This window comes from Trinickia sp. HAY1-2D, from assembly GCF_056754935.1.
Genome location: NZ_JBPGWX010000002.1, coordinates 1713128 through 1736542 on the forward strand (window position 1 = coordinate 1713128; position 23415 = coordinate 1736542).

Sequence of the window (23415 nt, forward strand, 5' to 3'; positions counted from 1 at the left end):
ACGCGTTGTTGGATCGTCATGGGCTGCGGTGGCAGGATCAAAAGCGATGCGGAAAAAAGTGCATCGTAAAAATTGACCGATTCCGCTGTTCCCGCTATCATCTTGGACTCGTTGCGCTGCCTCCCGGCGCTAACGAACAGTTTGGGAGACGTGGCCGAGAGGTCGAAGGCACTCCCCTGCTAAGGGAGCATCTGGGCTAAAACCTGGATCGAGGGTTCGAATCCCTCCGTCTCCGCCAGAAGTTTGGCGGAACAAAACCCCGTAAGTTCAAGGACTTACGGGGTTTTTCTTATTGTGTTTCGATCTCTCGGTGGACCGCCTCTACCCACGCGACTACCCACGGTAGCGGGGATTTTTGTTCCAAAAATAATCGCTGTCCACGGAACGTGGACAAATAGAATTCTTGGACAAGTACGGAGCTGGGAGGGGCGCTCTCTCGTTTCTATCTGTCGCAAGGAGGGGGTAGGCGATGCAGTTGCCTGCGCCGGACCCCGGTGTGAAGTGAATCGAGACTGGCAAAGCAGTAGTGGCCCGATCGCCGAGGCTATCGACGATCTCACGCGCGATCTGAGAGCGCTGATGGGGGACAAGCCGGCGCCGTAACGACAAGTCGGCGCGCCCCGAGGCAGCGGCGAGACTGACGATGTGCGGGACGCGTAAAGAACCCCTCGGTAAACCAACGCCTGCTATCGACGCAGCGCGGCGCGCACGTCCCCTCCGGCGCTAGAATGCGGTTCCCCCTGTCTATCGTGTTTCCCATGCCGCTCCCAACGACCGACTTCTTCGAGCGCGTCCTACGTGCACCATACGAAGCGCTGTGCCATACGCCGCAGGCAACGGCGTACATTTCTGGCGTCTTCCGCTACGACGGACAGGCGCTCGAAGAGGGCGACGCCTTTGATCTGGACGGGGTGACGATGACGAGCCAAGAGGCTGCGCAACTGCTCATGACATTCAACGGTTCACGCGTGCATGAACAGGCCCAGTATGAGTTCGGCGACGACGAGTCGCCCCCCGGCACCTACTTTACGACGGTTCACCCGGGGTTGATCCGCGAGGGCCACAAGAACCGAGTTGGCATCTACGAGGAAGAAGGTGAGGCGCAGGCGCTGTTTCTCGACGATGTGTCCGGGGACGACGCGCTCGAGGCCGATGTGGATCTGGAGGGCGAGGAGCGAGCGCGTGCGATGCACGTCGACCACTTTTTCCTGCGACGGCAGGCCCCGGATTGGCTCGGTACAGTCGCGTTCGCGCTCTGCGCGATGGTGGCGCACCGTCTCGCCTACTCACATATCTCGCTAGTGGCCGGTGGCGGCATCGGGCACGACGCCCACATGATTGGTTATTTCTTTTGGCCCAAGCTGGGTTTCGATGCGCAGCTCGGCGATGGCGAAGTCGATGGCTTTCCGCGCCTTGCTGCATGTCGGACCGTTCAGGACGTACTCGCGATTGACGAAGCCTGGTGGCGGCGGCACGGCTCGCAGCGCTGGATGGAATTCGACCTGGCAGGGGACAGCCCCGCGTGGGGAAAGCTGCTAGACTATCTGCGTGAGAAGGAGTTGATATGAGCCAGGCACTGAAAAAAGCGAAGGATCCGGCGGCGACCATCAAGTCGGCGAAGGTCGTCGTTCGCCTGACGCGCTCCAAGAAAGTGCCGGCAGTCACGCCGGCAATGAAAGAGAGGCTGCGCGCGAGGGCGAAAAACTCGAAACGGAGTGCGTTCCCCGAGCTGCCAGAGTGGCGGCTTGAGGGATAAACGCGACAGCGGGCCGCAAGGCCCGTTTTTCATTTTCGGATCGGGCAGTCGCGACGTCGGCCTGATTCGCCCGCGGTCTCAGCAATTGGAAGGCGCCGAAGAAACAAGTATAAAAATCGAGCGTATAGCTGATAAAAAGGGTCGCATCGTGATTTGGGCCTATGACTGGGATCTGTCGGTGAATCCGGCGGGAACGATGAGCCGCAAGGTTCTCGGCTACGAACACAGCCGGTCAAGCCCGATGCCGCAACTCAGCAATCGCGCGAGGCCATCTGCTGGTCGTACGGGCGGATGCTGGCGATATCGCTGTGTTCAGTGAAGCCGTGCTCGGGACGTTTCCGGATCAGAAGGGCGACGACGCGATCCTCGCTTGCGACATCGTGAGCCAAACTCAGTTCTCCCGCGTTCACTATGAACTGTGCACGCCGGTCAACACTCATTCGCTGATGCGCTGCTACGACGCAAAAATCGAGTGCCATAGGTTTTTGAAATCCAACGTACGGCTGGCGTTCTGGCTGCCGGTTGTTGTTGCTGTGATCGTGATCGCAAGTCCCGGAGAAGGCTAGCGCCGAAATCACGACGAATCCACTATGAAATCGTTTCGTTGCTTGCCGGCCATAACGGCAAGCGATGAATTCGAGTCAAGCGAGGATTTCAGCTTTATTGGCACTTAATCGGTAACGCCTCAATTTGATGCCGCTTCGCGCGAGACCATCGGCCAGGTAAGTTTTCTACCGCAACTGCGCGACGAATAGCTGGTGTGCGGCAGGATCGTCGTTGATCGGCGGGTCGAATTTCGCCTTCACATAGAACAGCATCGACTGTCTCAGGTTCAGCGTCGCTTCCATGGTCTTCGTCGGCAAATCGTATTCCGCCGCGATCGCCTGTCGCTTTTCCTCTTCCAGGCCGGGATTGGGTGTCACAAGTATCTTCACGACCGTATTCCAGTCGTGGTCGCTCGCTGAATCAATGTTGGATGCCTTGGCGTGGCGGGTCGCAAGGATCCGGCCCAGAACGAAGTCCCGAAATTCGGCGCGCGTGTGGCAGTACGCGCGAACGTGCCAGCGTTCACCATCGGATGCGAACGCGTGAGGCGAAAGCCACCGCCACGCTGGCTTCTCTCCCGTCATAGACTGGTATTGAACCTCGATCTTTTGCCGCTCACGTACAGCGGTCACCATCGCTTGTAGTACCTGCGGCGTAGCGCGGCGCTTTGGTAGCGGCCAGTTGGCGACAGGGACGAGTGGCGACGGAACGTCAGCGAATTCATCGAGCGTCGTCGGCTCAATCAGTTTGGGCATGAACCCAGACAACGGGAGATAGCGTCGACGTGACTTGCTGTACTCCATGTTGTTCGGATACCGCTCCATGTACAGGCGGAAGTCCTTCGCGGCCTGTATCGGGTTGATTCCGAATGCATCGATCAGGTCAGCTCGCTGCAACTCCCCTCGCCAAAACAGGCAGCGCTCAATGTGCATCAACCTCTGAATGACTGTCAGTGGCAGGTCATAGGGGGTGTTCGCGGAAACTGGTTTGGCGGTGTTCTGAGGCACGGGACTGTCCAACCCCTGTATGCCCGAGGCGCGGAGCCCCAGAATCCCCGAGGCGCGGGTGATGCGCTGGATTCACAGATTAGGAACCCCATGTGAATCTATCCACCATTGACAAATCCTAACACCAACCGTTACCTTATGCTATAGGTAGCAATACGCTACGTATAGCGATAGGCGATCTACGGCGTCAAACACGGGCGGCACGGAGGTTTCAAGTTGAGCGACCAAGCGAGTATTCACGGAGAACATTTAGTGCCACGCTTTGAACTGCAGCGGGTGATCCTGATCGACTCGTACACCGAGGGGCGAATCACAGAATTGCCGGTGGCCGGCGGCACGGCGATCACGGGTCGCAACGGCCGTGGCAAGACCACGTTGCTGCGCCTCATTCCGGCGTTCTATGGTGCACTCCCGAATCGGATCGTCAAGCCAGCTAGCAACCGCAAGAATTTCGCCCCGTACTACCTCCCGAGATCCACGTCGTATATCGTTTATGAATACCGACGCGGCGACGTTCTATGCTGCGCCATCCTGTCTTCGGACCAGTCCGGCGACGGCGTGGAGTATCGCTTCGTCCGAAGTGGCTACCAGCGCGCGTGGTTCGTGCACGATGACGAGCGCACGCTGGTCGCAAGCCAGAACCTGCCGGAGCGTCTCAAGTTGAGCGGCGTCCCCTGCACGGGCAAGATGCGGCTCGACCAGTACCGCGCGATCATCCAGGGCAAGCGAACGCACGGAACCGACCTAAAGCTGCACCGCCGATACGTCCAAGAATACGCGTGCTGCCCGCAGGGGCAGTCGCTGCTGCACATCGAGAGCATCGTGCTGGGCATGTTCATGCGCAAGACAAACTTCACGGATTTGCAGCGCATGATCGTTTCGAGCGTCGAAGGCGCGCGTGAGAATGCGGGCGGACAAATCGCACTCGGTGCGGAACGCAAGAAGATCGAGGACTGGCCCGACGCATTCGAGGGCTACTCGGCCGTGATGGAGGAGGAAAGCCGCATGGAGTCGGTCCAGAAGGCCTATGACGCGCTGCTCGCAGCTGAACAGGAGCTTCGGAGCATCCATGCGCGATTCCTGGCGTTTGACCGGGCGCTTGCCACCGAGGAGGCAAGCAAGAGCCAGGTTCGCGATACGGCCGAGCAGGATCTCAAGCGCGTCGAGCAGGAGCACGGAGACGCCAAGCGGGAACTGATCGCGAAGATCGGTAGCGCCAGTCGCGCCATAGCGGACACAGAGCGCGACCTCAAGCAGTTGACCGACACGCAGAGCGAGTTCCGGCGTAACGACGTCGAGAAGAAAGCCGCGCTGCAGGAGCGCGAACAGGAGATCGAGCAGGCCAAGAAGAATCTCGGCGATCGCCGGGTGGCAATGCTCAGCGAGCAGAAGAACATCGCGGACGAATACGACAAGCTCCTAGCCCAGTTGAGGCTTGAGCACGCCGAGCGCGTGCCGGAGTTCGCTCGTCAGCGCACGGAAGTCCACGAGGTATATCGCCAGCGCGGTGAAGAATTGACCGCCGAGTTCGAGCGGCAGGAGCGCGAGGCTCGGGCCGCATCCGATGCCTGCCTGCAACCCCTGCAGGACGCCCTGAGCCACGCCAACGAAGCGAAGGGCGCAGCCAATGCGCAGTTGGCGAATCCCCAGGCTGACGCCGCCGTTGTGGAAAAGCTCGAGCAGCAGCGGGTGGTGGTGCAAGAGGCTCATGCTCGATACGACGAAGCGAAGGAGCGAGAAATCGAGGCACGCAAGTCGCTCGATCAGGCCAAGGCGGCGTTCGCCGATGTCGAGAGAAAGTTCGGTACGTTGCGGGCTGACGTCGAGAAGCTGAACCGAACGCTCGCGACGCACCTTATGCACGCCTCGCCCGACGAGAACAGCGTGCTATACCTCCTGCGCAGCGAACGTCCGGACTGGACGCAGGACATTGCGAAGGTCTTACGCGAGGACCTTCTCGAGCGCACCGATCTGTCGCCCGCCATTGCCGCCATACAGGACAGCGTGTACGGCCTGCAACTCGATCTGGATTTGCTCGATACGCCGTTGGTCGCGGACGAGTCGGCACTGCAGCGCCAGATCGAGGAGACCCGCGAGGCGATCCAGGAACTGCAGGAGCGCATCGAGCAACAGGAAACCTTGCTCTCACAGCGGGGCAACGAGCGGACTGTGGCCGACGCCGCGCTGGACCGGCGCAAAGCCGAAGTGGCCACGGCCAAGGTCGCACTGGAATCGGCTCAGCAGCAGGAAAAGCATGCCAAGACCGAGGTCGAGCGCAGCCGCAATGCTGCCAAGGAACAGGCGCAAGCTGCCTACAACGACGCCGACCGTGCCGTCACTGAAGCCGCTCAGGCAATCACTCGTCATCGCAACCGCCTCGAGCAGGAACTGAAGACCCTTCGCGCAAGGCAGGACGAGCGTCGCAAAGAAAGCCAGCGCACCCTTGACCAGTCGCTCGTGGACATTGGCGGGAAGGAGGCGGCGGCCAAGAGGCGCTTCGAGGACGCCTGTGCCGAACTCGAGCGTGACCGTACCGCGCGGCTCAAGGAGCAGGGCGTCGATACGGATGCACTGCGATCGCTCGAGCAGAAAATCGCTGTCGCCGACCAGGACCTGAAAACGATCCAGCAGTCTCGGGACCTGATCGCGCAGTGGCGAAACTGGCTTGTCTCGCATTGGAGCCGAAAGCCCGTGCTCGAGGACACGCTGGCGCGTGTGATTCGCGAAAGGGCCGATCAGGAGGAAAGGAGCGCCGCGCTCACCAAGGTATTTTCCGAGGATCGAGCTCGTCGTGAGGGTGTGATCAAGGGCCTCAACCAACGAATTGCAGAGATCCGGACGCAGCGCAGCCGGGTAACGGAACATCGAAGGGGCCTCGATGCGTACCCGGTGGACGCAAGCGACGTACCTCAGTACGACGAGACATGGACGCTCGTGGTGCTCGTGGGGCAGTCGACTGAGCAGATCCGTGCGGCCAAGAATCACGAGAACCGGCTGCGCGAGGATATCGAAGCATTGAAGCGCAAGTTCTACGCCAATAGCGGATCTCCGCCCGAGCAATACTATTCCCTGCAGCGTAGCATCATGGGCCCAGACCGCGCGGAGAAACCGCGCGAGTGGGTGCCTCACTTCAAGGCGTGGTATGCGACCGAACACGAGCAGTATCGGAACCTGCTGCGCGTCGACGCCCGAACCATCGCCGACGCGGTGGGGGACTTCCGCGACCGGATGGACACCTTCCACCGCAAGGTCCAGCAGTTCAACCGGGAGTTACAGGAAAACCTGAACTCGAACCTGGCGTTCGAGAGCATCGGCAGCCTGAGCGTCCAAATCGCGTCTTCCATTCGCGAGCTCGAATACTGGAGCACTATCGACAAGGTTGCGGAATCGCGTCGGGAATGGCTCGCGGGCGAACTCGTTGACTTGCCGCCGCCCGCGTTTGCCTTGGCGTTGAAGGAATTGCTGCAGCACTGGCAACTGAAGGAGGGCATCCAGGCCGAACTGACCCATCTGGTGCGTATTCAGGGCGAGGTCGTGGAAAATGGCAATCGCCGCCACTTCCGCAAGGCCGAGGACCTCGACACGATCTCATCCAACGGGCTGTCCTATATTGTGATGGTGCTCATCTTCGTGGGCTTTATCAACCGCGTGCGCGGCAAAGCCTCGGTCAACGTGGTGTGGGCGCTCGACGAAATCAAGGATCTCGATATCGGCAACGTCGAACTGCTCATGGACATCCTTGAACGCAATAACATCACGCTGGTATCGGCCTGCCCGGACCCCGACCCGGATGTGCTGGCCCTGTTCCGAAACAGGCGCTCGATCCGCGCCGACCGGTGCATCTACGATCCGTCCGACGTGATGCGAGCGGGCGACGATTCGTCTGCCGACGAAGCCGTGGTAGACGAAGCCACGACGGGGGACGATGATGTTTGAACAAGCCATGTCGCTGTTGCTTTCTGGCGAGTTCATCTGCGAGGTTCGATACCCGGACGCCTACCGCTTCCTGCAGGCCGACTCGAACCAGAAGGACGCCAACGCTTACCTGACCCGCATCGGCCGAACGCTGGTGGCCACCGAGCAGGGTGGCGCATGGTATGCCGCCTACGGGCGCATCGACCAGGACGAGAAGCGGGCGATTCGCGAGGAATTTGCGCGCATCAAGCAGAAGATTCGCTTCCTTGTGGAGTTCTTGGTGAAGGCTATGCGGGCGACGAACCGCGAGGCCTTCTTTTCGCGCGGGGATGTGATCGAGGCTCATGCGCTCATGGCCGCGATCGATGGCAATCCAGGCTTGCGGGCGGAATTCCAGGCCCTCGGCAATGTGGGGCGTGGCGGCGCGACGGATGGCAAGCTGAAGGGCAGCCTCGATCGCCAACTGCGCGTGCTTGTGGACGAGGGGTACCTCATCATCGCCAATGCCGAGCGTGAAATCTATTCGGTCACGGGCAAGATTGAGTACCTGACCGAGATCGTGCAGTTCCTGATGACGACGGACAACATCACCGACGACATCACGGAAGAGCCTGATACGACGGCACCTCTCTTCTGACCTGACGCCATGGCCGACAAAGCTGACCTCGTTATCAACCACCTGTCCGAGCTCTACAAGCACAAGGAATTGGTGGCGGCAGCCTACCACCGCGGTTCGGTCGATAAATCGGACGATCCTGATGATGGGCGCGGGCTCTACCGGCTCAATCAGGCGCGCATTCTCGTGCCCTACCACGAGGGCACATACCGCCTCGCCACGTCGTTGGCGAAGCATCTCGATGAGGTGCTGCAGATCGAGCGGCTCTATTCGGTCGTGGGCGCCAACGTCGCGGAACTCGCGGAGCGTCTGCCGGCGATTGCCAACGACGTGGCGCACGCAGTGTTTGAGGCTCGAACAGATGATGTGGATCGGTACATCGACGAGTTCGATCGCGCAGTATTCGAATTGGCCGACAGCGTCACTGGGGCGCTGCAGTATCTGCGCATCCTCGCCGACAACAACTTCGCGAACGTGAGTACGTACGCCGAGAAGCGCCGCCAGAACGAATACTATCTGGAGCGGGTGGAGCGGATTAGCCAGGCGCTCGGCGCCCTGCAGTCGAACAACCTGATTCATGTGCTCGAGTCGACGCCCGAAGGCGAGCGGCTTCTGGATGCCTACCGGTCCCAGATCGCAAACCATCTGTCTGAATGGCGGGCGCAGTTGCTCGACATCACAGCCATCCTGCGTGATTACCTGTTCCGCACCCGGCAGATCGAACTGATCGCGCGGCGAATGCGCGCCTTCGAACATTTCCTGCGCCGCACGCCGTCCTATGACCCGGCCGATCTCGAGGTGGACGGCGATGCCCCCACCTGGGCGCGACACGCGACTGGGTTCTCGCTCGCTGCACACCCGTGCGTGCAGGAGACGGCACACGACGAGATCCTGCTCGACATTGCGCGAGCGATCCCGGCTGTGATTCCGCCCACCGTCGTGCCTCCCAGACTGGGCACACTGTTACCGGACGCGCCCATCTCGCTTGACGACGCTGAAGAGCAGGCAAAGCCTTGGCAGGAGGCGATGGCGATCTTGCTCGAAAGCGTGGGGCCGACCCCTATCTCGGTACTCAAATGGAAGGCCAGGCGTCCCGAGCTCGCCACGCTTGCTGACGACATTTGGCTGCTGTGCGTGTTGCATGAGGAAGCACTGCACCGCAAGCGCAGTGCAGCCGTGCATTTTGAGCCGGTGATGCTTGAGACCGAACGTCTATCCGGCATGATCCGCATCACTGATATTCACATATCGAAGGCGGCGCAATGATCGAGAAGGGCCTTGCGTTCATTCTGCTTCGCGTCGTCCAGAGCGAACCCGAAACCGATAAGTTCAATGCTTCGGCCACGCTGCGCGAATTCGCGGCCGACAGCGGGATCGGCGTCGTGCAGGGCAGAAGCATTTTTTTTAGCGCCAGCCACAAGCAACGCATCCGGGACTGGCTTGCCGCCGAGAACATCGATCCGAACACCTCACCGACTGCGTGGCAGAGGCGTGGCCGCGCCGAAGCGCTTGCCATTGGACCTGACGAGAAGTGGGCCGGCGAGGCCGTGCGCGCAGATCGAATCTCGGTCAAGACGCTGAAGGGCCTGCCCCTGCTCGTCGACGGCCAGCCTGTATATCTCCCACCGCTCGCGAACCTGGAGTGGCGTTGCCAACAAGCCCTTGAATCTCTTCGGCACGATGCGGTTGTTGTCGTGGAAAACTGGGAGACGTTTGAGCGAATCGACGATTTTCAAGTGGATATGAGCCACGCTTCGTTCAATCCGCTAATTTTGTGGCGCGGGGGCGCATCGGGTACGTCAGTCGGTGCGGTAGTGCGATTCATCGAAGCCTATCGACGCCCGGTATGGTCGGCACCCGACTACGATCCGGAGGGGTTGGCAATCGCATCGCGTCTGCCACATCTCGTTGGTGTCATCGCACCTCAGGACGACGTGCTGCAGCAACTGCTGCGTGAATCTAAATTGCATCGTCGCTACAGCGAGCAACTCCCCGGCGCTCAGGCTACGCTTGAGCGAGCCACGAACCCAGACGTGAAGCGATTGTGGGCGCTTGTTCGCGCAAGTGCCAATGCTCTTCCGCAAGAACGCTTATGTCTGAAACGCTGATTTTTGCCGTGCTTGTACACGGTCGATGGAGTGTTCAATGAAACCTCTGGACTTGCATATCGGCCTTGAATTCCTCTGCGGCCCGTTCTCGTAGCGATCATGCAGAGAAGCACCTAGGTGGTAAGTCCTACTATCCAGCGCTGCTGGGGCAAATCGCCGATCGTGGCGCGAGTTCCGGTCCGGAACTCGGGTTGTCCCCTGGTCTCATGAACCCCGTCGGCACTGGAGCGAGAAGAGCGCTTCGAGTATCGTGTTAATCAGTCACACGTCTGTTCTGTTTATCTTGCCTTCGATGTCGGCGCATACCTGCATGAGCTGATCGAAGGTTGCAGGGTCGCCGAGCAATATTGCGTCATCCAACATGGCGCCGTAGTCGTCGGCAAGGGCTTTGCGCGCATCTCCTTCGGGAACGGTATCAGCTTGCGAATGTCGTAGGTCAGGTCAATGTCTTCGGAGAAGCGATCGATGATCTTGTAGGCCTTGGACAGGGAGGTACCGCCTTTGAAGGTGAGGTCGGCGGACAAGGGCGACTCGAAGAGCGCGCGCAGTGTCCACACGACCCATACATCCTTTTCAAGCAGGTGCGCAGGACGTCCCGTTTGATCGCGCGCGTATTCCAGTGCTTCGCGCCGATCGTCCGCGCTAAGACCGAAGAAGTACTCAGCCATGCGCAGCTTCCTGACCGATGGCCTGAGCCATCCACGACGGCAGGATAGCCCGGGCAGACGTCAGCGTTTGCCATTCCGTTGCCGGAAGGGTGCGGTGCAGTGCCGCTAGAGATCTGCCGGCATGTGTCGGCCCCATCCAGGCCAGCGCGCGCACCGCGGCGCCGGCGGGCCCGTTACCCAGCGCCAGCATCCAGCGGGGGGCGTGTTTGACCAGCAACTCCGAGCGTCCGAGTTTCAGCTTCCGGGTACGCCCCGACGTCACGTAGACCTCCCGCGTCGGCACCTGCTGGGTCAGGCCGAGTGCGTTCGCAGCACTGGCGCCGTGCGGGGCGATGATTTCGCCGCTTTGCTCGGCCATGGCTTTCACGACCTTCCCCGGCGCAGGGGCGCGCGAGCCGAACCGGCTGGAGACGGGGGCGACATAGGTGCCGCGCGCCACGCGCATAAGCTTGCCGGCCTTGCTGAGGCGCGAAAACGCCTGGTCGACCGCAACGCGGCTTCCCAGATGCAGGAATTCCTTCGGCGACAGCACGCCGCCCTCGGGGAGAGACCGGGCGTGGAGCAGGATGGTTTCGGGGAGCGTGTTCATGGATACCTCACGTGTAAGGAATTATACACGGTTTCTGACATCAGGCATCAAGGCCGCGGCGCAGGCTGGGGCAACGGCCCAGGCGCTTTTCGCCGGGCTTCGATGCGACGGGCGATTAAAATTTGTTGACGATATCAACGATGGGTTGATGCCATCGCGGCTTCGTAGCAGTCTCGTGGGAACAATGGCGCCAGCCGCCTGGATCTGCCGATCCACCCAAGCTGGTGGGATCGCCACGGTGGCCAAATTCGCGTTCGGCCGCGAGAGACATCCATGCGCGCGTCTGTTCGTCAGGGAGTCCGGTGGACGCAGGGTTGGCGATGCCAGGTTTTGAGCGATGCGATGACTACTTGCTGGCTACGGCCTCGGAGCCACGAGATTGCCAACCGCCGCCGAGTGCCTTGAAGGCCGCGACTGCTGCACGTGCTGATTCCGTCTGCGCCTGTGCTCGCTCATCGGAGGCGCGCAGCAAGCTTTCATCGGCTTGCAGGACTTCGATCAGGCTGACGACGCCTTTCTGATAGGCCGCGAACGAGGCAGTTCGCGCGCGGCCCAGCGAGTCGACGCCCTGAGCCAGGATAGCCGCCTGATCTTCGCGCTTGACGAGCGCCGAAAACGCATTCTCCACGTCCTCAGTAGCGTGGAGTGCGGCAAGCCGATACGCCGCCAACATCTCGGCCTCCTGGCCCTTGGCCTGGTCGATCTGCGCATTGATGCGGCCGAAGTCGAACAGCCGCCAGCGCAGGCCGAACACGCCGGCCGCTTGATTGGCGCCGCTCGTGAACAGATTGCCACTGGCCACGGAGGTCGCGCTGCCGATCAGCCCACTCAGCGAGAGCTTGGGGTAGTACTCGGCGATGGCGGCGCCAATGCGCGCATTGGATGCGGCGAGGCGGCGCTCGGCAACGATGAGGTCGGGGCGGCGTCTGAGCAATTCGCCCGGCGACCCCGTGGCCGCAATCTGCGGGGCGACCGGGATGTCGCGCGTTTCCATCAATTCCGCGCGGTGCGTGCCGGGTTGCGCGCCCACCATGACGTCGAGTGCGTTCATCGCTGCGTCCAGGCCCGTTTCGAGCACCGGGACGGAGGCCCGCACCTGAGCAAGCGCGCCTTCAGCCTGCCTGACCTGGAGTTCGGCCGCCAACCCTTTGCCATACAGAAGATTGATCGTCGAAAGCAGATCCTGCTGAGTTTGCACTTGCCGCTGCGCCACGTTCAGACGGGCTTGCAGGCCACGGATGGTGATATAGATGTCGGCGGTTTGGGCGGCCACCGCCAATCGAGTGGCCGCTGCGCCGGCTTCCGAAGCCTGGTAGTCGGCAAGCGCCGCTTCCCGTCCGCGACGCAGGCCCCCGAACACGTCCACCTCCCAACTGGCGGTGAGATCGGCTTCGTATTGGTTGCCGTGGCGATCAAAACCGGGCGTCGAATTCAAGATCCGGCCCAGCGGCGTTTCGACGGATTGGTAAACTCTCGCGGCCTGACCGCTGACATTGGCGGAGGGAAGCAACGCGGCATTCGCCGCGCCAAGTCCGGCGCGTGCCTGCGCGACGCGAGCGGAGGCCTGCGCGAGGTCGAGATTCTGTTCCAATGCAAGCGCAACGAATCGCGTCAGTTGCGGATCCCCGAACCCGGTCCACCATGTGGTCAGGTCGGCACTCGCAGCCGCGTGCCGGTGATCGACCGCGGCCTGGCCTTGGAACTGCTCGGGCATGGATACGTCAGGCCGGACGTAATCAGGGCCGACCGCGCACCCCGTCAAGAGGCCGGCGGCGATGTACAAAGCAACGATGTGTCTGGTCAGCATGAGGATTTCGCTCGCAATGATGTGTTAGTGACTATAATACAAAAAAGTCACTAGTTGTTACTTCTTGACGTTGGCAATAAGCTGGAGCTATGAAAAAAGCAATTCCTTCCCCCGTTCGCGGCCCGGCCGATCACGAGGTGCGCAATCAGATCGTGGCGGCCGCCACCGAGCACTTCAGCCGGTATGGCTACGAGAAAACGACCGTCTCCGACCTCGCCAAGGCGATCGGCTTCTCGAAGGCGTACATCTACAAGTTCTTCGAGTCCAAGCAGGCGATCGGCGAAATGATCTGTGCGAACTGCCTGAGCCAGATCGAAGCCGAGGTCAGGGCGGCTGTGGCGGAGGCCGAGCTGCCGCCCGAGAAGCTGCGGCGCATGTTCAAGGTCTTCACGCAGGCGAGCCTTCGCCTGTTTTTCCAGGACCGCAAGCTTTACGAGATCGCGGCATCGGCGGCCACTGAACAGTGGCAGGCCGTGCGTGCGTATGAGGAGCGCGTCCAGCAGTTGCTTCAGGACGTCCTGCAAGAGGGCAGGCAGAGTGGGGACTTCGAGCGCAAAACGCCCCTGGATGAGACTGCCATGGCGATTTACCTCGTTCTGCGACCGTACCTCAATCCGCTACTGCTGCAGCACAGTTTCGATTACACCGATACGGCGCCGGCGCACCTGTCGAGCCTCGTCCTTCGCAGCCTGTCCCCTTGAAATTTTATTGTGACTATTGACTAATTTGGTCACTAGAACAATAATGAAAGCCGTCATCACTTCGCCGATGAGACTTTCATGCGCTCCCGCCGCCTGGTTTCCTTTGTCATTTGTGCCTTGCCGTTTGCGCTCGTCGCTTGCGGCGGTAAGGCCCCCTCCGATCCGCGCACCGAGGTGCCGCTCGTGCGTTCCGCGATCGTTCAGAACGCGACCGCTGCATCGCGTTCGTTTACGGGAACCGTAGCCGCACGAGTGCAGAGCGACCTCGGGTTCCGGGTGTCGGGCAAGGTGCTCGAGCGGCTGGTGGATGCGGGGCAGACCGTCAAACGTGGTCAGCCGCTCATGCGCATCGATCCCGTCGATCTGAAGCTGGCCGCGCAGGCTCAGCAGGAGGCGGTTGCAGCCGCACGAGCACGGGCGCTGCAGACGGCGGGCGATGAAGCTCGCTACCGAGACCTGCGCGGCACCGGCGCGATATCGGCTTCGGCCTACGACCAGGTCAAGTCGGCGGCGGATGCGGCCAAAGCCCAGCTCAGTGCCGCGGAAGCGCAAGCCGATGTGGCCCGTAACGCGACCCGATATGCCGAGCTGGTAGCGGACGCGGATGGTGTCGTCATGGAAACGCTGGCTGAACCGGGCCAGGTCATCAGCGCCGGACAGACGGTGGTGCGCCTGGCCCACGCCGGGCGTCGCGAGGCCGTCATCCAGTTGCCTGAAACGCTGCGCCCCGAGATCGGTTCGGTGGCACAAGCGACACTCTTCGGCACGCAAGGCGCAAGCGTCCCGGCCACGCTTCGCCAACTCTCCGATACTGCGGATCGCCTCACGCGCACGTTCGAAGCGCGGTATGTCCTGCAAGGAGATCTGGCCAACGCCCCGTTGGGCGCCACGGTGACGATCCAGATGCCGGACGCGCGCTCCTCAGTGCAAGGTGCGTTGCAAGTGCCGATGGGGGCACTGCTCGACACGGGCAAGGGCCCCGGGGTATGGGTCATCGACGGCGAGCCGGCCAAGGTGTCCTGGCGGCCGGTTTCGATTCAGCATCTGGATGACGACAGCGCACGCATCGTCGCTCGACTCCAACCAGGCGACCGGGTCGTCGCGCTCGGCGCACATCTGCTGCACGAGGGCGAGCGTGTTCGGGTGGCGGGCCAAACCGTTGCCGCGGCGACCGAAGGAGTCCGTCCGTGAGCACAGGCCGTTTCAACCTATCGGCGCTTGCCGTGCGCGAGCGCGCCATCACCTTGTTCCTGATCTGCCTGATTTCGCTGGCGGGACTCGTTTCGTTCTTCAAGCTGGGGCGCGCGGAGGATCCGGCCTTTACGGTCAAGGTGATGACGATCATCACCGCGTGGCCGGGTGCGACCGCGCAGGAAATGCAGGATCAGGTTGCGGAGAAGATCGAAAAGCGCATGCAGGAGTTGCGCTGGTACGACCGGACCGAAACCTACACGCGACCGGGGCTGGCCTTCACGACCTTGACGTTGCTCGACAGCACGCCGCCTTCGCAAGTGCAGGAGGAGTTCTACCAAGCCCGGAAAAAAGTCGGCGACGAGCTCGCCAATCTTCCGCCTGGCGTGATCGGCCCCATGGTCAACGACGAATACGCCGATGTCACCTTTGGGCTGTTCGCGCTCAAGGCCAAGGGCGAACCGCAGCGCTTGATGGTGCGCGATGCCGAGAGGTTGCGCCAACGGTTGTTGCATGTTCCGGGCGTGAAGAAGGTCAACATCATCGGCGAGCAGGCGGAGCGAATCTACGTTCAGTTCTCGCATGAGCGTCTGGCCACTTTGGGTGTCAGTCCGCAGGACGTGTTCGCCGCGCTCAACGGTCAGAACGCCTTGACGCCGGCCGGCTCGATAGAGACCAAGGGCCCCGATGTGGTTGTTCGTTTGGACGGCGCCTTCGACGCATTGCAGAAGATTCGCGACACACCGGTCATGGCGCAAGGTCGCACGCTGAAGCTGTCGGATATTGCCACCGTCAGCCGTGGCTACGAAGATCCCGCGACATTCATGATCCGCAACAACGGCGAGCCGGCCTTGCTATTGGGCATCGTCATGCGCGACGGCTGGAACGGACTCGATCTCGGCAAGGCACTGGACTCGGAGGTGGGTACGATCAACGCCGAGTTGCCGCTCGGCATGAGCCTGAGCAAGGTGACGGACCAGGCCGTCAACATCAAGTCGGCGGTTGACGAGTTCATGATCAAATTCTTCGCCGCGTTGCTGGTGGTGATGCTGGTCAGCTTCATCAGCATGGGCTGGCGCGTGGGCGTCGTCGTCGCCGCGGCGGTACCGCTGACGCTGGCGGCCGTCTTCATGGTGATGGCGGCGACGGGCAAAAATTTCGATCGCATCACGCTCGGGTCCCTGATTCTTGCGCTGGGTCTGCTGGTGGACGACGCGATCATCGCCATTGAAATGATGGTGGTGAAAATGGAGGAGGGTTACGACCGCGTGGCCGCTTCCGCCTATGCGTGGAGCCATACCGCGGCACCGATGCTATCGGGCACGCTCGTGACGGCCGTCGGCTTCATGCCCAACGGCTTCGCCCGATCCACGGCTGGGGAGTACACCAGCAATATGTTCTGGATCGTTGGCATTGCACTGATCGCGTCATGGGTCGTCGCCGTGGTCTTCACACCCTACTTGGGTGTGAAGCTGCTGCCCGACTTCAAGAAAGTCGAAGGAGGCCACAACGCGATCTACGACACGCCGCGCTACAACCGTTTCCGTCGGTTGCTGGGGCGGGTGATTGCGCGCAAGTGGCTGGTCGCCGGTTCGGTCGTGGGCCTCTTCGTTTTGGCTATCGGCGGTATGGCGGTAGTGAAAAAGCAGTTCTTCCCGATTTCCGATCGCCCCGAAGTGCTCGTCGAAGTGCAGATGCCCTATGGCACGTCGATCGTGCAAACGAGCGCCGCCACCGCGAAGGTGGAAGCCTGGCTTGCCAAACAAAAGGAAGCCAAGATCGTCACAGCCTACGTGGGTCAGGGTGCGCCACGCTTCTATTTGGCGATGGGTCCGGAGTTGCCCGATCCGTCGTTTGCCAAGATCGTGGTGCGCACGGACAGTCAGGATGAGCGCGACGCGTTGAAGCAGCGGTTGCGACAAGCCGTCGCCGACGGTCTGGCCTCCGAAGCGCGCGTGCGCGTGACGCAACTCGTATTCGGTCCGTATTCGCCGTTCCCCGTTGAATACCGCATCACGGGTCCCGATCCGGACAAGCTGCGCGATATTGCAGCTCGAGTTGAGCACGTGATGAATGCCAGCCCGATGATGCGCACGGTCAACACCGACTGGGGTACGCGCACTCCCAGCCTGCACTTCACGTTGCAGCAGGACCGATTGCAGGCAGTGGGACTGAGCTCCAGCGCCGTGGCGCAGCAGCTGCAATTCCTGCTGACCGGCGTCCCTGTCACTACGGTACGTGAGGACATTCGTACGGTGCAAGTTATCGCACGCTCGGCCGGCGACACCCGCTTGGACCCGGCCAAAATAGGCGACTTCACATTGGCGGGCGCCAACGGGCAGCGCATCCCGCTGTCGCAAGTGGGCAAGATCGAGGTGCGCATGGAGGAGCCGATCATGCGGCGGCGCGACCGTATGCCGACGATCACCGTGCGCGGCGATATCGCCGATGGCTTGCAGCCCCCGGATGTGTCGGCGGCGATCACCAAACAGCTTCAGCCCATCGTCGACAAGCTGCCGAGCGGGTATCGCATCGAGCAGGCCGGCTCGATCGAGGAGTCGGGCAAAGCGACGAAAGCCATGTTGCCGCTCTTTCCGATCATGCTGGCGATTACGTTGCTCATCATCATCTTTCAGGTGCGCTCCATCTCCGCGATGGTCATGGTGTTCCTGACCAGCCCGCTGGGTCTGATCGGTGTGGTGCCGACGCTGATTCTGTTCCGCCAACCGTTCGGCATCAATGCGTTGGTTGGCTTGATTGCGCTCTCGGGCATCCTGATGCGCAACACACTGATTCTGATCGGTCAGATTCGCGAGAACGAACGGGCGGGATTGGATCCGTTTCACGCGCTCGTCGAAGCCACCGTGCAGCGTGCGCGACCGGTGGTCCTGACCGCGTTGGCAGCGATTTTTGCCTTTATCCCGCTGACTCATTCGGTGTTCTGGGGAACCCTCGCGTACACATTGATCGGCGGTACGTTGGCTGGAACGATCTTGACGCTGATGTTCCTGCCGGCCATGTATTCGATCTGGTTCAAGATCAGGCCGGGCGGTACGAACGATCGGGGGATAGGCCCGCACGAACACGCGCAGTCCGTGAAAGAGATTCTCGATGACGAGTTCGCCGCCAAGTCATGAACCTCGAGTGAAAGACCCGGCGGGGCGGCTCATCCGCTCTTTATCCTCATTCATCTGCTAGAAGAGAACTGCTATGTCGAATTCCAAAGTGGTCGTTGTGACCGGCGTGTCATCGGGTATCGGGCGCGCCACCGCAGAGAAGTTCGTCAAACGAGGTTGCCAGGTATTCGGCACGGTACGTAACCCTGCAAACGCACAGCCCATACCTGGCGTTGTGCTGATCGAAATGGATATCCGTGACGAGACTTCGGTTCAACGCGGATTCGAGGCCGTCATCGCTCGAGCCGGGCGCATCGACGTGCTGATCAATAGCGCGGGCGTGACCTTGCTCGGCGCGACCGAGGAAACGTCGGTTGCGGAGGCCCAGGCACTGTTCGATACCAACGTTTTTGGGGTTTTGCGAACGATACAAGCGGTGCTGCCGCATATGCGCGCGCAGCGTGCGGGAAGAATCGTCAACATAAGTTCCGTGCTCGGCTTCCTTCCGGCTCCGTACATGGGGCTCTATTCGGCTTCCAAGCATGCCGTCGAAGGGATGTCCGAGACCCTGGATCATGAGGTGCGCAAGTTCGGAGTCCGCGTGGTGCTGGTCGAGCCTTCCTATACCAAGACCAATCTGGATCTCAATGCACCCCATGCTGCTTCCAAGATCGCAGCCTACGACGATGAGCGCGCAGTCGTTTCTCGCGCCATTCAAAAAAGTGTCAGCGAGGCACCAGAGCCAGATGGCGTCGCAACCACGATCGTCGATGCCGCGTTGGGCGAATGGAAAATGCGGCGCGCGCCGAAAGGTCAAGCCTCTTTGCTGAGTAAATTGCGTCGTTTCATGCCTGCCGGCCCCGTCGATGCAAGCCTGAGAAAAACGTTCGGACTCTAAAACGCCTCATCTTCGCCGAATAAACGGTCGAACTAGGAGCCGTCCAGCCGACTCGATCGATGACGCGCAGTACCGCTCTCCGGATCTGAAGACCACGTACGTCACGGTGCCGGTAACAGAGTCGAAGAACGCTTGAACGATGGGCTGCATGGAATCTTTCATGGGCACTACTGCCGGGCTTTATAGTGAGCGCATTGGCACTCATCGGCTAGTTACTATCGGAAGACGATATGAAAACGACGGTTCTATCCAGTTGGAATCAGTTTATGGAATTGACATCCGGGCTCGATGGATGGGCGTTTCGCGGTCAGCAGAGCGCCGCTTGGCATCTCGAGAGTTCGCTGTCACGGTACATGCGCGCCTATGTGCATGACAAAAGCGAATGGCGCGCCCGTGAGGAGCGCGCCATTCGCGTGTTTCGGCGCAAGGCACACAATTTTCTCGACCATCCGGCGCTGCTGGTCAATGACTTGCGCTGTCTTGCGCTCATGCAGCACCACGGCGCACCGACGCGCCTCCTCGATTTCACGAAGAGCCCATTCGTGGCGGCATTTTTTGCGCTCGAGCGTGCCGTCGACGATTCGGCGATTTTCGCGCTCAACACGCCGGCCCTCTGGAATAACCGGGCGCTGCCGAGAGCAAACCCGGGTCTCACGCGAGACGTCATCGATCCTCGCGTTGAGGGCCGCTTCGATCAGTACTTCTTTTGCAACTGCAACGAAGTGATCTGGTTCGGTGAGCCGACCGAAATGGACGATCGGCTGATCGCGCAGTCCGGCACGTTCGTTGTGCCTGGCGTCATCGACAAGCCGTTGCAGGAGATTCTCGACGGCTACGATGCCAGCGAGGAGCTGCTGCATAAAATCGTGCTTCCCGCTAGTGTGCGCGTGGATGCGATGAAATGGCTGTATCGGATGAATATCACCAACGCTTCGCTGTTTCCTGGCCTCGATGGGCTGGCCCGTTCGATCGCATTGGAACTGGAAATCGTCTGGCCCGGCATGGTTGCGCCGCGCTGAACCAAGCTAGGGCGATTGCGTTCCCCGCGTATCGCATCGATGCGGGGAACAACGGACGCTTTACCTCAATGCACGTCCGAAAACCTCTCCCAGCTCGGCATCTTCGACGATCGGCGCGATGTCGAGCTGCATCAAGTCGCTCCACATATACGCGAATTCGGTCAGCGCCTTCACATCGTCGGTCTCCAGCAAGTCGAACCCGCCGTTGAGGTCCGCGCGCGTCCATCGGCCGAGCAATTTGACGCCGGCCGGCGGGAGTCCACCGGTGTTCTGAAATCGTTCGATGGCTTCGGCCCGGGATTGCGTGTTCGGGGCCCAGGTAAACGTCAGCATGAATTTCATGATAGCCCCCTCGCTTTCGACGCCGATCAAATTCCGATGTCCGTGTGTGTTGGATGATCGGATGCGTGGCGCCGTCGTCCGCTGATGTCCGATACGGGTGACGACGTTCAATTTATTGTAGTCAACGCCACGCGCTTGTTCGCCGAGCGGGGGCGGCAGGTAACGAAGTTTTGTCGGCAGATGCTCGATATTCGGCGATTTGCCAAAAAAAAAGAAAGACTGTAACTGCTATGGGTTGCCGCCCCCTTTTCAACGATCTTATTCATCAATGGGGCCCTGGCGGTGTTCCAGGCTCACGGACCCCATGAAGGGTCTAGCGAAGCTCGGTGACGAGCGCGTCAGCCCCCTTGTCGACGCCGGTCTTCGCGGCGCCCAACGATCCGAAGGCTGCCACGAGGTTCATGGCATTCGGATATTGCTTCGACACATAGGCCTTCAATAAGTGGCCGTTGCTGCTGTCATAGACCTCCACGGCGTACGACACCGAGCCGCTGAATGCGCCCTGGCCGCCACGCACGGACTGCACGCCGTTATAGAGATTGCCCGCCAGATCGAAATGCATGAACTGTCCAACCAGCAGTTTTGTTTTTTCCGCGCCGGTCAAGGTCAACTTGATGCGCAGCGTGTTGGGGCCCGGCTGTTGCACGATTTGAAAGCGAGTGGCCAGTTTTTCCGAAAACTTGTTACCCATGTAGTCGGCAAGCAAAGCGCGGTCGTCGGCCTTCAGGTCGCCGAATTGGTTGTCACTGCCCTGATACACCACGACTGGTTCCAGCAGAACCTGCGTGTATCGCGACCAAGCCGTGGCGGCCGTGTATTTGTACGGCACTTTCGCGGCATCCTCGTCGTGGTTTTGCCGCAATTGTGCGGATGAGGAGATGCCAGAGTAGGGAACGGGCTGCACGCCGGCGCATGCTGACAAGACCAGAATAGTAGTGGCGGCGACAAGAAGCGGGACGACTTTCTTTTTGAGCATTTGCTTTCCTCGAGGGCAGTGGGAGCCGGGGAACCCTTTGGTTCCGGGCGGAATCGACGAGACCGAACGGTAGCACCGCAACGTTTCGATGTAAACCGTCTAGACGGATTGTGTTTGTGGCGGATGCGACGGTACAATGGCGCGGGCCGGCTTGAATAGCCCTCACGTCCCCGCCGCAATCGTCGCGGCGTAATTGATATCGACCATGGATAATCAGACACGCTCGGAGATATCCCGCAGGAAAGCAATCGAAGCTGCGCTCACCATCCTTGCGCGGGATGGTGTTGGAGGACTGACGTTCGATTCATTGTCGCGTGAAAGCGGCATCAGCAAGGGTGGCCTTCTGCATCAGTTCAAAACGCGGCATGGCGTGTTATGCGCGCTTCTCGACTATCAGCGGCAGCAGTTCGAGCAGATCGCGACTGACTATCTGGCGAAGGAGGGCTCCACCAAGGACGAACCGATCCTCGCGGCCCAGATAGCGATTTACAGGGAGGCCATCAAACAGCCATCTTCCGTGGCCCGTGCAGGGCTTGCCGCCCTGATCGAAAGCCCAACCCTCCGTGAAGAACTCAAGACCTCGGACAAGGCGGTCATGCAAGCCTTGCGAGATGACGCGGCCGACCCGGATTTGTCGATGTTGCGATACTTCGCGGCCAGCGGCATCGCTTTTCATGCCTTGCTGGGCATGTCGGCATTGAGCGAGTCGGTACGCAAGCGATTGTTCGACCGGCTTCTCGACGAAAAGCAGTGGGGGGCTTCGACATCGCAACCGATGCGCCGCACCCCTCGACGCTCAGACTGACTCGCTGCTGCGGGTCGATCGTCTGCCTCGAGTTGGGTTGCCTTTACGGCTGAGCAACAGGGTAACGATCGCGGATACGGCGAGCGTTGCACCCACGAAGTAGAGGCCTGCCGCATAGCCGCCCGTCGCAACCTTTAGCCAACCGATCACGAAAGGACCGACGAACCCGCCGAGATTGCCGATCGAGTTGATCATCGCGATGCCGGCTGCCGCGCCGGCGCCGGAAAGAAACATGCTCGGGATTGCCCACAGCGGCGCCTTGGCGGCGCTGATCCCGACGTTGACGACGACGAGCGCGAGCACGACGAAAAATGCCGTGCTGGCCTGCCCCGCGAAGACGAAGCCGAGGCAGCCGAGCGCGCAGGGTATGACGACATGCCAGGTGCGCTCTTGCGTTTTGTCGGAGTGCCTCGCCCAGACGATCATCGCGATGACGGCAAGTACGCTCGGAATGGCGTTGATCAGCCCAGTCTCCAGCGGTGTGAAGCCGAACTGGCGAATCATCAGCGGCGCCCACAATCCGAGGGTGTAGAGTCCAGCCGACGTTCCGAAATAGATCAAAGCGAGCGCGAGGACGCGCGGATTGCGCAACGCGCCAATTGCGCCGGCGGTATGGCCGGACTGCGCCCTCGTCACGCCGCTTTCGGCGTCGAGCTTCGCAATCAGCCAACGGCGTTCGTCGGGGCTCAGCCACTGCGCTTGCGCGGGTGCATCCGTCAGGAACTTCATCACGACGAAGCCGAGGACGATAGCCGGCATCGCTTCCAGAACGTAGAGCATCTGCCAGTCGGCCAGCCCCCACATCGACGGCAACTGCATGATGGCGCCCGAAACGGGGGAGCCGATCGCCGTCGAGATCGGCGCGGCGGCCATGAACCATGCCGCCGCTACCGCACGCTGCTTCGCCGGGAACCAGAGGCTCAGATAGAGGATGATGCCCGGAAAGAAGCCGGCCTCGGCGACGCCCAAAAGAAAACGCATGGCGTAGAAGCTCGCGGGGCCCACGACGAAGGCGGAAGCGGCGGATACGAAGCCCCAGCTGATCATCACGCGCGCAATCCAGATACGGGCGCCCACGCGGTGAAGGATGAGGTTGGATGGGACTTCGAACAGGAAGTAGCCGATGAAGAACAGGCCGCCTCCGAAACCGAATGCGCTCGGCGAGAGACCGATGGCCTTGTTCATCGTCATTGCTGCGAATCCGACGTTGACGCGATCGAGAAAACTGACGAAGTAGAGCAGCATCACGAACGGGATGATGCGCAACATCAGTTTCCGCGTGACCCGATGCTCGAGGTCGATGCTCATGTCTCCTCCTTAGGTACAACTTTTCATGGCGCGCCGCTGCATACGGC

Annotated in this window: 20 protein-coding genes, 1 tRNA gene and 1 pseudogene; 15 read left to right on the plus strand and 7 right to left on the minus strand. The window is 60.9% G+C overall.

Annotation, left to right across the window (positions count from 1 at the left end):
- Positions 1-144: 144 nt before the first annotated feature.
- The 5 genes from ACR9ZC_RS15140 (at position 145) to ACR9ZC_RS15160 (ending at position 2322) form a co-directional block, all read left to right on the plus strand.
- Positions 145-238 (plus strand) — tRNA-Ser (locus ACR9ZC_RS15140).
- Between the two features lie 490 nt (positions 239-728).
- Positions 729-1568 (plus strand): hypothetical protein, encoded by an 840-nt coding sequence (locus ACR9ZC_RS15145; RefSeq protein WP_481580926.1) that lies wholly within the window; start codon positions 729-731, stop codon positions 1566-1568.
- On the plus strand, positions 1565-1756 hold the full coding sequence (locus ACR9ZC_RS15150; protein ID WP_481580927.1) for a hypothetical protein: 192 nt from the start codon (positions 1565-1567) through the stop codon (positions 1754-1756). The genes ACR9ZC_RS15145 and ACR9ZC_RS15150 overlap by 4 nt, the downstream gene beginning before the upstream one ends.
- Positions 1746-2075: a hypothetical protein gene (locus tag ACR9ZC_RS15155; protein WP_481580928.1), complete on the plus strand. Its 330-nt coding sequence runs from the start codon at positions 1746-1748 to the stop codon at positions 2073-2075. The genes ACR9ZC_RS15150 and ACR9ZC_RS15155 overlap by 11 nt, the downstream gene beginning before the upstream one ends.
- A complete protein-coding gene (locus tag ACR9ZC_RS15160) occupies positions 2065-2322 on the plus strand; it encodes a hypothetical protein (RefSeq protein ID WP_481580929.1) in 258 nt (85 codons plus the stop codon). Before ACR9ZC_RS15155 ends, ACR9ZC_RS15160 begins: the two co-directional genes overlap by 11 nt.
- Before the next feature lie 165 nt (positions 2323-2487).
- Here ACR9ZC_RS15160 and ACR9ZC_RS15165 read toward each other — a convergent pair whose 3' ends face one another.
- The gene (locus ACR9ZC_RS15165) at positions 2488-3309 is read right to left on the minus strand and encodes a helix-turn-helix transcriptional regulator (RefSeq protein ID WP_481580930.1); all 822 of its coding nucleotides are present in this window, start codon (positions 3307-3309) and stop codon (positions 2488-2490) included.
- Positions 3310-3525: 216 nt separating this feature from the next.
- Here ACR9ZC_RS15165 and ACR9ZC_RS15170 point away from each other — a divergent pair, with 216 nt between their 5' ends.
- From ACR9ZC_RS15170 to ACR9ZC_RS15185, 4 genes are read left to right on the plus strand one after another with little or no spacing between them, the layout of a single operon-like run.
- Positions 3526-7245 (plus strand): ATP-binding protein, encoded by a 3720-nt coding sequence (locus ACR9ZC_RS15170; RefSeq protein WP_481580931.1) that lies wholly within the window; start codon positions 3526-3528, stop codon positions 7243-7245.
- On the plus strand, positions 7235-7861 hold the full coding sequence (locus ACR9ZC_RS15175; protein WP_481580932.1) for a condensin complex protein MksE: 627 nt from the start codon (positions 7235-7237) through the stop codon (positions 7859-7861). The genes ACR9ZC_RS15170 and ACR9ZC_RS15175 overlap by 11 nt, the downstream gene beginning before the upstream one ends.
- Before the next feature lie 9 nt (positions 7862-7870).
- The gene (locus ACR9ZC_RS15180) at positions 7871-9106 is read left to right on the plus strand and encodes a hypothetical protein (protein WP_481580933.1); all 1236 of its coding nucleotides are present in this window, start codon (positions 7871-7873) and stop codon (positions 9104-9106) included.
- Complete coding sequence (locus ACR9ZC_RS15185; RefSeq protein ID WP_481580934.1) at positions 9103-9948, plus strand: DUF7281 domain-containing protein; 846 nt, start codon at positions 9103-9105, stop codon at positions 9946-9948. The genes ACR9ZC_RS15180 and ACR9ZC_RS15185 overlap by 4 nt, the downstream gene beginning before the upstream one ends.
- A gap of 410 nt (positions 9949-10358) precedes the next feature.
- Here the strand turns inward: ACR9ZC_RS15185 and ACR9ZC_RS15190 are convergent.
- From ACR9ZC_RS15190 to ACR9ZC_RS15200, 3 genes and pseudogenes are all read right to left on the minus strand, one after another.
- A pseudogene (locus ACR9ZC_RS15190) lies at positions 10359-10616 on the minus strand (nucleotidyl transferase AbiEii/AbiGii toxin family protein); the annotation flags it as partial.
- Positions 10609-11205 (minus strand): DUF6088 family protein, encoded by a 597-nt coding sequence (locus ACR9ZC_RS15195; RefSeq protein WP_481580935.1) that lies wholly within the window; start codon positions 11203-11205, stop codon positions 10609-10611. The pseudogene ACR9ZC_RS15190 and the gene ACR9ZC_RS15195, both read right to left, overlap by 8 nt.
- A 346-nt stretch (positions 11206-11551) precedes the next feature.
- Positions 11552-13012: an efflux transporter outer membrane subunit gene (locus ACR9ZC_RS15200; protein ID WP_481580936.1), complete on the minus strand. Its 1461-nt coding sequence runs from the start codon at positions 13010-13012 to the stop codon at positions 11552-11554.
- Between the two features lie 89 nt (positions 13013-13101).
- On the opposite strand from ACR9ZC_RS15200, the gene ACR9ZC_RS15205 reads away from it, so the two are divergent.
- From ACR9ZC_RS15205 to ACR9ZC_RS15225, 5 genes are all read left to right on the plus strand, one after another.
- Positions 13102-13713 (plus strand): TetR/AcrR family transcriptional regulator, encoded by a 612-nt coding sequence (locus ACR9ZC_RS15205; RefSeq protein WP_481580937.1) that lies wholly within the window; start codon positions 13102-13104, stop codon positions 13711-13713.
- 78 nt (positions 13714-13791) lie between these two features.
- Positions 13792-14904, plus strand: a complete 1113-nt coding sequence (locus tag ACR9ZC_RS15210; protein ID WP_481580938.1) for an efflux RND transporter periplasmic adaptor subunit — start codon at positions 13792-13794, stop codon at positions 14902-14904.
- A complete protein-coding gene (locus ACR9ZC_RS15215; protein ID WP_481580939.1) occupies positions 14901-18041 on the plus strand; it encodes an efflux RND transporter permease subunit in 3141 nt (1046 codons plus the stop codon). Before ACR9ZC_RS15210 ends, ACR9ZC_RS15215 begins: the two co-directional genes overlap by 4 nt.
- Positions 18042-18114: 73 nt before the next feature.
- Entirely contained in the window at positions 18115-18918 is an 804-nt protein-coding gene (locus ACR9ZC_RS15220) for an oxidoreductase (RefSeq protein ID WP_481580940.1), read from the plus strand.
- A 266-nt stretch (positions 18919-19184) separates the two neighbouring features.
- On the plus strand, positions 19185-19937 hold the full coding sequence (locus tag ACR9ZC_RS15225) for an FRG domain-containing protein (RefSeq protein WP_481580941.1): 753 nt from the start codon (positions 19185-19187) through the stop codon (positions 19935-19937).
- Positions 19938-19997: 60 nt separating this feature from the next.
- Here the strand turns inward: ACR9ZC_RS15225 and ACR9ZC_RS15230 are convergent, their stop codons facing one another.
- Positions 19998-20279, minus strand: a complete 282-nt coding sequence (locus ACR9ZC_RS15230) for a DUF3303 domain-containing protein (protein WP_481580942.1) — start codon at positions 20277-20279, stop codon at positions 19998-20000.
- 313 nt (positions 20280-20592) lie between these two features.
- Positions 20593-21255, minus strand: a complete 663-nt coding sequence (locus ACR9ZC_RS15235; RefSeq protein WP_481580943.1) for a DUF3313 domain-containing protein — start codon at positions 21253-21255, stop codon at positions 20593-20595.
- A gap of 205 nt (positions 21256-21460) precedes the next feature.
- Between ACR9ZC_RS15235 and ACR9ZC_RS15240 the strand changes: the two genes are divergently transcribed.
- The gene (locus ACR9ZC_RS15240; RefSeq protein ID WP_481580944.1) at positions 21461-22060 is read left to right on the plus strand and encodes a TetR/AcrR family transcriptional regulator; all 600 of its coding nucleotides are present in this window, start codon (positions 21461-21463) and stop codon (positions 22058-22060) included.
- Here the strand turns inward: ACR9ZC_RS15240 and ACR9ZC_RS15245 are convergent.
- On the minus strand, positions 22052-23368 hold the full coding sequence (locus ACR9ZC_RS15245) for an MFS transporter (protein WP_481580945.1): 1317 nt from the start codon (positions 23366-23368) through the stop codon (positions 22052-22054). The genes ACR9ZC_RS15240 and ACR9ZC_RS15245 overlap by 9 nt on opposite strands.
- Positions 23369-23415 lie beyond the last annotated feature (47 nt).

Coding starts and splice junctions, on each gene's coding strand:
- ACR9ZC_RS15230 (WP_481580942.1), bottom strand. CDS start 20,279: ATGAAATTCATGCTGACGTTTACCTGGGCCCCGAACACGCAATCCCGG.
- ACR9ZC_RS15145 (WP_481580926.1), top strand. CDS start 729: ATGCGGTTCCCCCTGTCTATCGTGTTTCCCATGCCGCTCCCAACGACC.
- ACR9ZC_RS15195 (WP_481580935.1), bottom strand. CDS start 11,205: ATGAACACGCTCCCCGAAACCATCCTGCTCCACGCCCGGTCTCTCCCC.
- ACR9ZC_RS15180 (WP_481580933.1), top strand. CDS start 7,871: ATGGCCGACAAAGCTGACCTCGTTATCAACCACCTGTCCGAGCTCTAC.
- ACR9ZC_RS15150 (WP_481580927.1), top strand. CDS start 1,565: ATGAGCCAGGCACTGAAAAAAGCGAAGGATCCGGCGGCGACCATCAAG.
- ACR9ZC_RS15245 (WP_481580945.1), bottom strand. CDS start 23,368: ATGAGCATCGACCTCGAGCATCGGGTCACGCGGAAACTGATGTTGCGC.
- ACR9ZC_RS15185 (WP_481580934.1), top strand. CDS start 9,103: ATGATCGAGAAGGGCCTTGCGTTCATTCTGCTTCGCGTCGTCCAGAGC.
- ACR9ZC_RS15220 (WP_481580940.1), top strand. CDS start 18,115: ATGTCGAATTCCAAAGTGGTCGTTGTGACCGGCGTGTCATCGGGTATC.
- ACR9ZC_RS15210 (WP_481580938.1), top strand. CDS start 13,792: ATGCGCTCCCGCCGCCTGGTTTCCTTTGTCATTTGTGCCTTGCCGTTT.
- ACR9ZC_RS15235 (WP_481580943.1), bottom strand. CDS start 21,255: ATGCTCAAAAAGAAAGTCGTCCCGCTTCTTGTCGCCGCCACTACTATT.
- ACR9ZC_RS15240 (WP_481580944.1), top strand. CDS start 21,461: ATGGATAATCAGACACGCTCGGAGATATCCCGCAGGAAAGCAATCGAA.
- ACR9ZC_RS15225 (WP_481580941.1), top strand. CDS start 19,185: ATGGAATTGACATCCGGGCTCGATGGATGGGCGTTTCGCGGTCAGCAG.
- ACR9ZC_RS15175 (WP_481580932.1), top strand. CDS start 7,235: ATGATGTTTGAACAAGCCATGTCGCTGTTGCTTTCTGGCGAGTTCATC.
- ACR9ZC_RS15200 (WP_481580936.1), bottom strand. CDS start 13,012: ATGCTGACCAGACACATCGTTGCTTTGTACATCGCCGCCGGCCTCTTG.
- ACR9ZC_RS15205 (WP_481580937.1), top strand. CDS start 13,102: ATGAAAAAAGCAATTCCTTCCCCCGTTCGCGGCCCGGCCGATCACGAG.